The 12,508-nt window shown below is 39.8% G+C and carries 9 protein-coding genes and 2 riboswitches; of the genes, 3 read left to right on the forward strand and 6 right to left on the reverse strand.

Annotated features, from left to right (window positions below; translation table 11 throughout):
• The first annotated feature begins 105 nt into the window (after positions 1-105).
• Together J2X07_RS04535 and J2X07_RS04540 are read left to right on the forward strand one after the other, a co-directional pair.
• A complete protein-coding gene (locus tag J2X07_RS04535) occupies positions 106-465 on the forward strand; it encodes a YisL family protein (protein WP_310256969.1) in 360 nt (119 codons plus the stop codon).
• A gap of 353 nt (positions 466-818) precedes the next feature.
• Complete coding sequence (locus tag J2X07_RS04540; protein ID WP_310256972.1) at positions 819-3,752, forward strand: bifunctional diguanylate cyclase/phosphodiesterase; 2,934 nt, start codon at positions 819-821, stop codon at positions 3,750-3,752.
• Between the two features lie 34 nt (positions 3,753-3,786).
• Here J2X07_RS04540 and J2X07_RS04545 read toward each other — a convergent pair whose 3' ends face one another.
• The 6 genes from J2X07_RS04545 to J2X07_RS04570 form a co-directional block, all read right to left on the reverse strand.
• Entirely contained in the window at positions 3,787-4,815 is a 1,029-nt protein-coding gene (locus J2X07_RS04545; RefSeq protein ID WP_310256976.1) for an ABC transporter permease, read from the reverse strand.
• Positions 4,796-6,304: a sugar ABC transporter ATP-binding protein gene (locus J2X07_RS04550; protein ID WP_310256979.1), complete on the reverse strand. Its 1,509-nt coding sequence runs from the start codon at positions 6,302-6,304 to the stop codon at positions 4,796-4,798. Before J2X07_RS04550 ends, J2X07_RS04545 begins: the two co-directional genes overlap by 20 nt.
• On the reverse strand, positions 6,301-7,428 hold the full coding sequence (locus J2X07_RS04555) for a sugar ABC transporter substrate-binding protein (protein ID WP_310256981.1): 1,128 nt from the start codon (positions 7,426-7,428) through the stop codon (positions 6,301-6,303). The genes J2X07_RS04550 and J2X07_RS04555 overlap by 4 nt, the downstream gene beginning before the upstream one ends.
• The gene (gene mtnA / locus J2X07_RS04560; protein WP_310256983.1) at positions 7,425-8,483 is read right to left on the reverse strand and encodes an S-methyl-5-thioribose-1-phosphate isomerase; all 1,059 of its coding nucleotides are present in this window, start codon (positions 8,481-8,483) and stop codon (positions 7,425-7,427) included. The genes J2X07_RS04555 and mtnA overlap by 4 nt, the downstream gene beginning before the upstream one ends.
• Before the next feature lie 3 nt (positions 8,484-8,486).
• A complete protein-coding gene (gene mtnK, locus J2X07_RS04565) occupies positions 8,487-9,704 on the reverse strand; it encodes an S-methyl-5-thioribose kinase (protein ID WP_310256986.1) in 1,218 nt (405 codons plus the stop codon).
• An 87-nt stretch (positions 9,705-9,791) separates the two neighbouring features.
• Positions 9,792-9,959, reverse strand: a riboswitch (SAM riboswitch).
• A 113-nt stretch (positions 9,960-10,072) separates the two neighbouring features.
• A complete protein-coding gene (locus J2X07_RS04570) occupies positions 10,073-10,855 on the reverse strand; it encodes a carbon-nitrogen family hydrolase (RefSeq protein WP_310256988.1) in 783 nt (260 codons plus the stop codon).
• Between the two features lie 140 nt (positions 10,856-10,995).
• On the opposite strand from J2X07_RS04570, the gene J2X07_RS04575 reads away from it, so the two are divergent.
• The gene (locus J2X07_RS04575) at positions 10,996-12,162 is read left to right on the forward strand and encodes a pyridoxal phosphate-dependent aminotransferase (protein WP_310256990.1); all 1,167 of its coding nucleotides are present in this window, start codon (positions 10,996-10,998) and stop codon (positions 12,160-12,162) included.
• Positions 12,163-12,231: 69 nt separating this feature from the next.
• Positions 12,232-12,350: riboswitch (SAM riboswitch) on the forward strand.
• Positions 12,351-12,508 lie beyond the last annotated feature (158 nt).

Below are 12,508 nucleotides of genomic sequence, written 5' to 3' on the forward strand. Positions count from 1 at the left end.
TACCAATGAAAAGGCTTTCTTTATAGGGGAATCTCTTTTAGTTGTCTAGTTCATATCAGTTCATGGTATAGTATTATGGAGAATTATACATAGGAGGATATATTTATGATTCATGTACACGTAACATCCTGGTTTCTAGGATTAGTCTTTTTTGTTGTAACGTATATGCTATACAAAAAGAATGCAGGAAAAAAAGCGAAAATTTTTCACATGATTACACGCGTTTTGTATTTAGTGATTCTTGCAACAGGTGGTCATATGTTTGCAAACTATTTAATGGACGCAGGTATTGTGAATAAAGGACCAATTATTATTAAAGGAATTCTAGGGATTACTTTAATTGGCTTGATGGAAATCATCCTTGTTCAAAGAAAACGAGGAGAAGTTCGAATCATGAATTGGGTATTCTTCTTTATTACTTTTTTATTAGTCTTGTTTTATGGATACGTTGTAATTGGCGGTTAAAAACTAGAATGATAACGAAGACTCAAAAAAGTGCCGGATCGCGCACTTTTTGGGTCTTTTTTTGTTTCAATGAAATTGAGCTTGATTTAAAAGATTCCCTTCTTAACAGAAAAGGAAATCATACTGTGGAAAATGAATGAAATTTCAAATGGATCTTATTCATATATTAAAATCCATGAAACTACCAGAACAAATCAAGGAAAATGAAGAGGGAAATAAATTGTTTGGGGTCTGGCCCCCCAAACAATTTATTGTAAAAAAATACCACTGATTAAACTGTTAAAAAATAACTGAGACCACCGATAATAATAGAAGTATAATATTCGAACGTTCTTGTTAAATGAGGTGGTAGCATGAAAACCTTTAACTTTTTATATAAAAATGAAATTCAGTTTAAAAAATGGATTAAAGAAAATGATTTTAAACAACAAAAATATGTGTTAGTACAAGTTTTCACAGGAAGACTTGATAAGACATGGATAAATCGATTAAGAGAAAAGCTTACCGTTCATTTGCCGAACGCCAAAATAATTGGTGTCACAACGGATGGGGAAGTTTTAAAAGGCCGTGTGACAACCAAGGAAACGGTTATTTCAATTTCGATATTCGAAAAGTCTCTTCCTCGAACTTCTTACATACCGCTATTAGAAGACAACAACAGTGAAGAGTTAGGAAAACACCTGGCGCAAAACTTTATAAACGAAAAAACGAAGCTTCTTTTAATCTTTGGAAATGGAATGTATATGGAAAGTTCTTCTTTCCTGCAAGGCATTCATTCTGTTGCACCGAAAGTGATTGTGTCAGGTGGAAATGCTGGGGATAATGGGCTATTCAAAAACATCTGCCTGTTTACGGAAACAGGTGTTTTTGATAAAGGCGTTGTTGCTGCTGCCATTGATAGTGAAGAATTATATGTAAATACGATGTCTTATACAGAGTGGAAACCAGCAGGCAAGGTGTTTTCTGTTACAGATGTATCTGAACGGGGAGAATTAGAAGTCGACGGGTTGTCTATCTATGAATTATATGCACAATATTTAGGAAAAGAGATTGCTGAAAGCCTTCCTGAGTCTGCAGCAGAATATCCTCTAATCGTAAAAAAGGACAAGAGTTATTTTCCGTTATCCATAAAAGTTTCCGAAGATGGAAATGGTTTTTCATACCATCAAACAGTTAAGCGTGGAAATCAGCTTCAAATTGGTTATAGAGATGCAAGTTTATTAATAAATACGATAGATATCGTAACAAAAGATCTTCAAAATAAACCAGCTGAATCCATTTTTATGTATTCTTGCATGGCGAGAAGAAGATTTTTAAAAAGCACGTTAGAAGAAGAGTTTTTTGCCATTGATCAATTTGTGCCTACTACAGGTTTCTTTACATATGGAGAGTATTTTCATGATGGCAAACAGGTTCATCTGCTATCACATGCTTTAACGCTGTTGATTTTAAGTGAAACGGCAGATGCTACATTCGAAAAAAGAATCAGTTCAAAAAAGCCTGAAAAATCAAAGGATATCGATGAACTGCTTGCATTATCCCACTTAATTCAAACAAGCACAGAAGAGATGAAGCAGCTTAATGACAATCTTTTAGAAAGTGAACAGAGATACAAATCGTTATTTGAGCATAACCCTGATTTAATCTATTCGATGGATCTTAACGGCTATATCACCAGTGTCAATCCAGCACTCGTTCAAACACTCGGATACTCTCAAGAAGAAATGATGAAATCGCATGCATTAAAGTTTGTTTGTCCAGAAAATCATAAACAGGTTATTGAACACTTCAAGCTGGCAATTCATGAAAAACCTCAAACTTTTGTAATGACCATTCTTAAAAAAGATGGCAAAAATGTAGTTTGCAGCATAACGAATATACCGATTGTTGTTAACCAAAAAGTAGTAGGGATTTATGGAATCGGAAAAAATATTACGTGGCAGAAAAAAGCGGAAGAAAAGATGGAACGACTAGCTTTTCATGATTCGCTTACCGGATTGCCTAATAGAAGTTTGTTTGAAAAAAGACTTCATGAACTGCTGGAAGAAAGCGACCGAAACAATCAGAAGCTCGCCGTTATGTTTATCGATCTGGACCGTTTTAAAATTATAAATGAAAGTCTCGGCCACCATATTGGTGATGTTGTGCTGAAGCATGTGAGCAAGCAATTAAGAAAGGCAACGAAAAACCACGATTTGTTATGCCGATTTACCGGAGATGTATTCGCGCTCATCTTACCTTCACTGAATAAACCAGGTGAAATCATAGAAACGACAGAACGGATAACAGAAGCATTAAAAATGCCGATCTATTTAGATGGAGAAGAGTATACCGTAAGTGCATCGATCGGAATCAGCATTTATCCGGATGACACCTTGAATACAGATGTTTTATTAAAAAACGCAGATATCGCCGTACATAAAGCTAAAGAAAAGGGATTTGGGAAAAGAGAATTCTTTACAGGTGAAATGAACGCTTTCAGTCTAGAGCGTTTAAGATTAGAAGGTTTTCTTCGCAAAGCGATTCAAAAAGGTGAATTGCTTCCTTTTTTTCAGCCGCAAATCTGTATGAAAACCGAAAAGATCATTGGATTTGAAGCGCTGATTCGCTGGCAGCACCCGGAACTTGGTCTTATTTCGCCTATGCAGTTTATTCCGCTTGCAGAGGAGATTGGGCTCATTGATGAAATTGGACGATTTGTTCTCTTTGAATCCTGTAAACAGCTTAAACAATGGCATGATGAAGATAAAGATCATTTATCGATTTCTGTAAATGTATCAAGCAGACAATTTCAGCGGCTATCCTTCGTATATGAAGTAAAAGAAGTACTGGAATTGACGGGAATACCAGCGCATTGTTTAAACCTTGAATTAACTGAGAGTACAATGATTCATAATGTAGAGTACAGCATCAGCATCATGGAGGAACTTCGAGAACTTGGCGTAAAACTGTCGATCGATGATTTTGGAACAGGTTACAGCTCTTTAAGTTATTTAAAAGATCTGCCAGTCGACTCGTTAAAAATTGATCAGAGCTTTATTCGTCACTTAAGTGAGGATTACTTTAATACGAGTGATGCAGCCATTATAAAAGCGATTATCATGATGTGTGAAGGATTGTCTTTAACAACGGTAGCTGAAGGCGTAGAAACATTTGAGCAATTAAAGCTATTGCAAGAATACGGCTGTCATCATGCACAAGGGTATATCATTTCCAAACCAATGCCATCAATCGAAGCTGACGTATTTCTTAAATTTTATTCCCTTACAAAAAACAGCCAGACCTAATTATTAGGCAAGGCTGTTTTTTTCTGATTTAGCACTAAGCGTGTTTCTTTTCATAATACATAAATGCAAGAGCCCCGATTAAAATAGTACCTTTCACAATATCTTGAGCGTAATAAGGAACATTCAGCATCGTAAGACCATTTAATAAAATACCGATCAATACTGCACCGACGAATGTTCCAATGACATTGGGCTTGCCTGCGCCAAATACAGAAAAACCGATAAAGGAAGCAGCAACACCGTCCATTAAAAGAGGTGCACCTGCAGAGACTTGACCTGTCCCGATTCTGGCGGCGAGCAGGATACCTGCAAGTGTCGCAAAAAACGAGGAAAGAAGATAAGCGTACATTTTATAGCGTTTAACACGAACGCCAGAAAGGCGTGCAGCTTCTTCGTTCCCGCCAGTGATATATAGCAGTCTCCCAAAACGCGTCTGCTGTAAAATGAAATGAACAATGACTACAGCAGCAAGCATGATAATAACAGGGAATGGGACTGAAAAAATCTCACCCTGTCCGATAAACAGAAAAGAGGGAAGAAATACCCCCGGAGCTGTTCCTCCTTCTGCTAAAGGCATGTTGTTATAAATGGAAAATCCTTTAGTAAATGTCAGGTGCAGCCCGTTAATAATGTACATCACTGCAAGTGTGGCAAGAAGGTCTGGCAAACGCACTTTAATAACGAAAAATGAATTTAATAAACCCACGAGCAAACCGATGATGATCGGAATTAAAATCGCTACAATCGTTTCTTGCCGGTAAAGAACTAATGCAGCAGCACTCGTAACCGTAGCAAGACTGGCTGTCGAACCTACCGACAGATCAAAGCCGCCAACGATCAGTGAAATCGTCACTCCGATTGCCAGCAAGGTAATGATGGAGATCGAGCGCAATATGTCTGTGAAGTTGTGATAACTCAAAAATTTATCGTTGATAAGGCTGAATATTATAACCGTTAACAATATAACCAGCAGTGTTCCGTAACGGTATAAAAAAGGAAATAGTTTTTCAGTAAAGGGCAGTTTCGTATTTTTTACCTGTTCTTCATGAACGTACTGAGCCATAGTGACCTCCTGTCGCGTAATACATAATTTTATCTGTCGTTGCTTCTTCTTTGCTTAGTTCACCTGCAATTTTTCCATCATACATAACGAGAATCCGATCACAAAAGGCTAGGAGTTCACTAATTTCACTCGTGAAATAAAGAATGCCTTTGCCTTTTAAAGCAAGGTTTTGGATACATTGAAACACATCTTGCTTGGCACCTACGTCGATACCTTTTGTCGGCTCATCGAAAATAAAAACCTCACCATCATTTAACAGCCACTTGCCGATAGAAGCTTTCTGCTGATTTCCGCCGCTTAAATGATTCAGCCGGGAAGAGGGGGATTGAGTTTTAATTCCAAGTGTTTTAATCCATTTCTCCGCTTCTATTATTTCTTTCTTTTTCTGGATGAGACCGAATCTCGTAAACTTATTTAACACAGGGAGTGTTAAGTTCTCGATTACATTGAAATCTACTAAAACTCCTTCTTTTCTTCTCTCTTCTGGAATGAACGAAATACCTGCAGAAATTGCTTTAGCGGTACTCGTCAATCTCCATTTTTTTTTATGCACATAGACGGGGTCTAACGAACGGTCAGCGCCAAATAGCGCTCTAGCCGTCTCAGTTTTACCAGCACCAACAAGACCAGCTACTCCAACGACTTCCCCTTGTCTGACGGAAAGGGAGACCGATTCTCCAGTAGAAGAAACTCTGAAGTTCTTCACTTCGAAAATAATGTCACCATGTTCGCGGTCTTCATCTTTGTTCGAAATTTCTTCAAGAACATTTCCAAGCATTGCAGATATAATTTCTTCTTTATCGCAAAGATTCGTTTCTTTATGAAGAGAGACATATCCATCTTTCAATACGGTTACCTTTGTAGAGAGCTCCAACACTTCTGGAAGCCGGTGGGAAATGTATATAATTCCTACTCCTTCACGCTGTAATCCACGAAGGACATCGAACAATCGCTCTGCTTCTCTCAAACTTAATGGAGCAGTAGGCTCATCAAGAATAATAAAAGATAAGTCGCGAGAAAGAGCTTTAGCGATCAAAATTAATTGTTTTTCTGCTAACGTACATTGAGAGACTAAAAGAGAGGGATCCAAGTTCAGACCAACACGTTTCAAAAGATCAGAAGCTTTTTTATTACGCTGCCTCCAAGAAAAAAAGGAAGGACCATTAATGATGGCGTTCATCATAACGTTCTCAGCGATGCTTAAAGAAGAGACGAGAGCTGTATCCACTTCTTGCACGACCATTTCAATTCCCGCTTCTTTAGCATCAATCGGCGTTTGGAAATTTTGCTCGATGCCATCCAGGAAAAGTGTTCCTTCATCTTTTTTATAGTCGCCGGAAAGAATTTTCATGAGCGTACTTTTACCGGCGCCATTTGCTCCAAGGAGGGCATGGACCTCACCACTTTTGACTGTAAAATCCACTCCTTTTAACACGTTCTGATCACCAAATGATTTTGTGATTTTTTTTAAATAAAGTTCACTCATCATTTACTAGCCTCTTTTAATGTTTTCATCCACGGTGATTCAGCTGCATCAGATTTACCCCAGCCCTCAACGTATTTACCCATTTCGCTCATTGAAATTTTTGAAGAGGGAAGAACCTCTTTTTCTACTAAATGAGGCTGTACGCTATATACTTGCGGTGTTTCTTCTCCAGCTGCTTTTTGATAGAGGAATCGAACCTGCATTTTTCCAACATCAGCAGGATCAGTAGCTGCTGTAGCTTTCCATGGACTTTCGTCAGCCTGCATCAACTGCAGGTCTTCATCACTAAGGTCGATTCCATATACTTTAATCTCGTCTCGGCCAGCCTGCTGAATCGCTCTTGTTGCACCTTTCGCAAACTCATCCCATGGAGCGAAAACAGCATCGATATCACCTTTGTTCGGATATTTTTGTAAAAGAGCTTCCATCTGAGACTGGGTGTCTAATGCTGTATTTTGGCTCGCATTCCCAAAACGGGCGACCTCTTTTATATTTGGATAACGCTTCTTAAACGCTTCATACATCACGTTTCGCCGTTCCATCGGTGTAAAACCGCCAACCCACACATACACGATTTTGCCTTTGCCGTTTAAGTCCTGTGCCATCGTTCTTAAGGAGTTCCAAGCAAGACTATAGTCATCCTGGTCAATGACAGTTACACCTGGAATGTTAATATCACTATCGAATGCAACGACAGGAATTCCTTGTGCAACTGCTTTTTTTACACTAGGAGCAATCGCATCGGCACGGCCATGGTCAATTAAGATTCCATCGACTTGCTGGTTGATGGCAGTCTCTACATAGGCGGCCATTTTTGATAAATCGTTATCCGCGTTATAGACTTGGACAGAACCACCGAATTCTTCCACTTGTTTCTTGACACCGCTCACATATTGGGAAGAGAAGGTCCCAATTGAAAACTGATTGATAGACGCAATTTTTAGTGGTTTCTGGAGCTGAGAAGGAATTTTTTTCGATGATGTTATTTTTGTTTTATCTGTAGATTTCTCAGCATGTACCGTTTTCGTTTCTGTTTTTTGTGCGACAGCATCTTGTTCACTCGTGCAGCCTGTAAGGAGTATTGATGCGGTTAGGATACCAGCAGACGCCACTTTCCATGATTTCAATTCGTTTCCTCCTCCTTTAATTGTGATAGGGACTCGATATAGTTTCCTTCGACAACGCCTTTTTCTGTAATGATTGCTGAGATGTAATCAGCGGGAGTGACGTCAAAGGCTGGATTAAACACTTTAATTCCTTTTGGTGCAATACGAACACCGTTTATATGGGTGACTTCTTCTTCAGGACGTTCCTCGATCGGAATATCGTCACCGCTTTTTGTATTCAGGTCTAATGTGGAGAGTGGGCAAGCTACGTAAAAAGGGATATTAAGTGCTTTAGCTTGCAATGCAAGACCAAACGTACCGATTTTATTGGCGGTATCTCCATTAGCCGCCACTCGGTCACAGCCTACGATCACTGCTTTAATGTTCTTCGTTTTCAGCGTATGAGCGGCCATATTGTCCGTAATCAGCGTCACGTCTATATCATTAGATTGTAGTTCCCATGCAGTTAGCCGGGATCCTTGCAAGACAGGTCTTGTTTCGTTCGCATAAACGCTGAGATTCCAGCCTTTTTCCTTTGCAAGATGAAAGGGAGCAAGTGCTGTTCCGTATTTACTTGTTGCAATCGCTCCCGCATTACAGATCGTCATTACAGAATCACCGTCCTGAAGGAGTGATAAGGCGTATTCTCCGATTTTTCGGCAAATTTCCTCATCTTCTGCTTGAATGTTTTGTGCTTCTTGCTCAATTCGTAATTTTGCTTCTGCAACAGATGATGCCGATTGAGCGGCAGCAGTAACACGATCAATTGCCCAGAAAAGATTAACGGCTGTTGGACGGGAAGAGGCAAGATAATCGCGCTGTTTCTTCAATTTTTCTAAAAAAGTATTCAAATCTGTTTCTTTTTCAGCGTTACTCCAGAGAGTAAGTCCGTATGCAGCTGCAATTCCGATTGCAGGAGCCCCGCGGACTTTAAGTTTGGAAATAGCGTCCCACACATGCTCGATCGTGGTTACGTTTAAGTAAACGGTGTTGTGCGGTAGCTGCTGCTGATCTAATAAAAGCAGGTGATTGCTCCGATAACGAACCGAAGCAACCCATTTATCTGTAACTGTCATTTCTTATGCACCTCTGATCGTATCTGTTAGTTGTGTAATGGTTGTAAAAGATGATCGTTTCTTAATCAGCTTGCTTCCAAGCTCCAGTGCTTTCTTTTTGTAATACAATTGGACTTCTTTATTTTCAATCGAATCTAAGTCAGCAACATGTGCAAGGCCGATTGTTCGTCTAATGATTTCACAGCCTGCAAAACCAATGCTGTCCTGAAATGTTTGCTGAAGAAAATCCTTTAACACGCCGTTCGTTTTTGAAAAGGGACCAGCAGCTTTTTCGTGCCATAAATCAGAAAACGTATTTTCAAAGGTATCCCATGTATTTGAGATCGTTTCGAGTAAATAATTTTGCAGAGACTCACGGTTAAACGGCTCTTTTGCATGGGCGTTCTGAGAAAGATGATTCAGTGCTAAATTAGCAAAAAAATGACCAAGGTCAAATCCAGCAGGTCCGTAAAATGCGAATTCCGGATCGATCACCTTTGTTGAATTCTCAGTGATAAAAATACTTCCGGTATGAAGATCGCCATGAAGCAGAACTTCAGCGCGGGTTAAAAAGGAATACTTCAATTGTGCTGCGTTCCTCAAAAGCTCCTCATCATTCCAAAGCTTTTCTACAGAGTCTATTAGTTCTTCAGGAAAATCGTTCGTATCATGATCAAAGAAAGGATCTGTAAATACGAGATCTTCTGTGATCTTGCATAGCTCTGGATTCGTAAATTTAGCGACCTGCTCTTTTTTCTCAAAAGGATGGAGGTGAAAATCACTGGAATAAAAGGCTGTACTGGCAGAAAATGTGCCAATATCTTCAGCTAGCTTTGGATAAGTGCTGCCTTCAATGAGTGCTTTTCTTAATATGGTGTGGTCTGACAAATCTTCCATAACAGTTACAGCGAGTGTTCTATCCGTTTTGAATACCTTGGGGACAAGGTGAGGGACAGATTCCGCTTCTGTGAGTAAGGCTTCACTTTCGATTCTTGCTCTGTCGAGTGTAAGCGGCCAGCTTTCGCCTACAACCTTCGCATAAGGAAGTGCCTGTTTTACAATCAATGCTCTTTTTGTGGCAGGATGTTCAATATGAAAAACAAGATTTAAATTTCCGTCCCCAATTTCATTTACAACTAATTCATTTTCTTGTTCGAGAAGAAAATAGTTTAACTCACGGATGACTTCTATCACGTTTAATTCAGTTAGCGGTTCGTATGTACGCTCCAATTGGATACTCATTGCTGTTTCCCCCTTATTAGGTTAATGAAATATAAAAAGCCCCTTTTCTATATAAGAAAAGAGGCTCGGAAAGGTATAGTCCCGTGCCTCTTATCTTAGCAAAACAAAATGTTCTGCTGGAATTAGCACCGTGCCATACGCTGAATACGTTCATTCAGCGGCTCCCCTAAATTGCGGGCGCCCCATTTCACAATGGAATTACGGTCGGTTGCTGGGTTTCATCGGGCCATTCCCTCCACCTGCTCTTGATAAGAGACCTGTTATTCAATTAATAATTCAAAGCGAATTAATATTCGCGCAATTCATAATCGTTATACTACATCGATAAAAAGAGGTTGTCAACCCTATTTTTGGTAGAGGATTATTTTTTAATATAAATCCTTTCGGCGGTCGTTCAGTGCTGGTACTTTGGCGCGCACTTCGTCGACGAGTGATGGTGAAAGTTCTGCAACTAGAATTTCTTCCTCTGTTTTAGAAGCTTCTGCAACGATTTCACCCCATGGATCAATGATCAGCGACTGTCCGGCAAACGTATTATTCGGATCACTTCCAATGCGGTTGCACGCTATCACGTAACTTTGGTTTTCAATCGCACGGGCAATGAGTAAAGCACGCCAATGTATTTCCCTTTGAATCGGCCATTGAGCAGGAACGAAAAGTAATTTAGCTCCTTCAAGAAAAGGTTTTCGAATCCATTCAGGAAAGCGGATATCGTAGCAGATCACCCCTGCAGAAGGAGTGGCATCAATGGTAAACATGCCTGTTTTATTTCCTGGTGAAATAAATTTTTCTTCATCCATCAGTGTAATAAGGTGAGCTTTAGAATACGTCCCAATATGTTCGCCATTCCGGTTAAAGCTGAGCATTGTATTATATACCGAACCGCCTGTTCGCATTGCAACAGAACCGCCGATAATGTTAACGGATAACTCATTAGCAAGTGTGCTTAAGATCCTCTTTGCCTTTTCACCGTTAACATCACTTATCACATCTAATCGTGTCAGGTCATAGCCTGTATCCCACAGTTCTGGAAGTATAATGGTATCTGGTTTGTGATGAAGTACAGCTTCACGAATCTTTTTTTCAATATGTTCATAGTTCAACTCCGGTTTGCCGAATTGAACATCCACTTGTATACATGCAACTTTCATTTTTGTAACCCCCTAATTAAAATGCGATAAACACCTGTCAGATGAGAAAAGGTAAAAAAAGTCTTTACAGAATTTCCTTAAGCGTATAACATAACTCATTAGAATTTCAAGAATATTCAATTTAGACTGGAAGTGATCGATTGAAACGATTTGAGCAGGCAGATGTTTTAGGCAAGCTGCCAGAACAATTCTTCGCGAAGCTAGTAAAAAAGGTGACAAGCTATGTGGATCAAGGCTATGATGTTATCAATCTTGGACAAGGAAATCCAGATCTTCCTACGCCAAGTCATATTGTTGAAGCACTAAAAGAAGGTGCTGACCATTCAGGGTATCACAAGTACTCTCCTTTTCGCGGTTATCCCTTTTTAAAACAGGCAGCTGCTGATTTTTATAAGCGGGAATATGGAGTTGACCTCGACCCTGAAAAAGAGGTGGCTGTTCTTTTTGGGGGGAAAGTCGGTCTTGTTGAGCTTTCACAATGCTATTTAAACGGCGGTGACATTGCACTTGTTCCAGATCCAGGCTATCCGGATTACTGGTCAGGCATCGCAATGGCCGGGGCAAGAATGGAAACGATGCCACTCAAAAAAGAAAATGAATTTCTACCTGATTATACTCGTTTAGACGATGGTGTACTCGATGAAGCAAAACTCATGTTTTTAAACTATCCAAACAACCCGACTGCAGGAGTTGCGACGGAAGCCTTTTTTGAAGAAACCGTGGAAATCGCTAAAAAGCATGATATTTTAGTCTGCCACGATTTTGCCTATGGTGCGATTGGGTTTGATGGTCAAAAACCGGTAAGTTTCCTTCAAGTTGATGGTGCGAAGGAAGTAGGAATTGAAATTTATACATTATCTAAGACGTACAACATGGCAGGGTGGCGTGTTGGTTTTGCAGTCGGAAATGAACAAGTCATTGAGTCCATTAACTTATTGCAGGATCATTTTTATGTCAGTTTGTTTGGTGCCGTACAGCATGCTGCAGCAGAAGCTCTTAACGGACCGCAAGACTGTGTGGATGATCTTGTTCATACCTACGAAAACAGACGAAATGCATTTATCGGCAGGTTAAAAGAACACGGATGGGATGTTGATGCGCCAAAAGGATCCTTTTTTTGCTGGCTTCCAGTTCCAGAAGGGTTCACGTCAGAATCATTCGCCGATCATCTGTTAGATAAAGCCCATGTTGTTGTAGCCCCGGGAATTGGTTTTGGAAAAGAAGGTGACAAATACGTTCGTGCAGGTCTACTTACTTCTGAAGAGAGATTACTAGAAGCGGCAGACCGTATTGCAAAGCTATTATAATTTTTTTTGTTGACAGAACGTTTCTACCCTGTCATAATCACATTTAACATTATATTCAAACAATTTGCACTCTTATTAAGAGCAGGTGGAGGGACTAGCCCGATGAAACCCGGCAACCATTCAGTTATTTTATTTAGCTGAAAACGGTGCTAATTCTTGCAGTCTATTAATGGACTGAGAGATGAGAGGAAGCGGAACTGAGATAATTGGCGCCCCTTCCTTTTTGGAAGGGGCTTTTTATTGTGTTTGATTATTGATAAGCATCGAATCTCGTCGTCAGCTTCGTTTCTGCGATACTTACGTATGTTGAATACGCGTCCGATTCTCGAACCTTTGCTTCCTCGAC

Origin of the sequence: Fictibacillus barbaricus (assembly GCF_031457135.1) — a bacterium.
GTDB classification, from domain to species: Bacteria; Bacillota; Bacilli; order Bacillales; family Fictibacillaceae; genus Fictibacillus; species Fictibacillus barbaricus_A.

Coding starts and splice junctions, on each gene's coding strand:
- J2X07_RS04540 (WP_310256972.1), top strand. CDS start 819: ATGAAAACCTTTAACTTTTTATATAAAAATGAAATTCAGTTTAAAAAA.
- J2X07_RS04535 (WP_310256969.1), top strand. CDS start 106: ATGATTCATGTACACGTAACATCCTGGTTTCTAGGATTAGTCTTTTTT.
- mtnK (WP_310256986.1), bottom strand. CDS start 9,704: ATGAGTATCCAATTGGAGCGTACATACGAACCGCTAACTGAATTAAAC.
- J2X07_RS04545 (WP_310256976.1), bottom strand. CDS start 4,815: ATGGCTCAGTACGTTCATGAAGAACAGGTAAAAAATACGAAACTGCCC.
- J2X07_RS04550 (WP_310256979.1), bottom strand. CDS start 6,304: ATGATGAGTGAACTTTATTTAAAAAAAATCACAAAATCATTTGGTGAT.
- mtnA (WP_310256983.1), bottom strand. CDS start 8,483: ATGACAGTTACAGATAAATGGGTTGCTTCGGTTCGTTATCGGAGCAAT.
- J2X07_RS04570 (WP_310256988.1), bottom strand. CDS start 10,855: ATGAAAGTTGCATGTATACAAGTGGATGTTCAATTCGGCAAACCGGAG.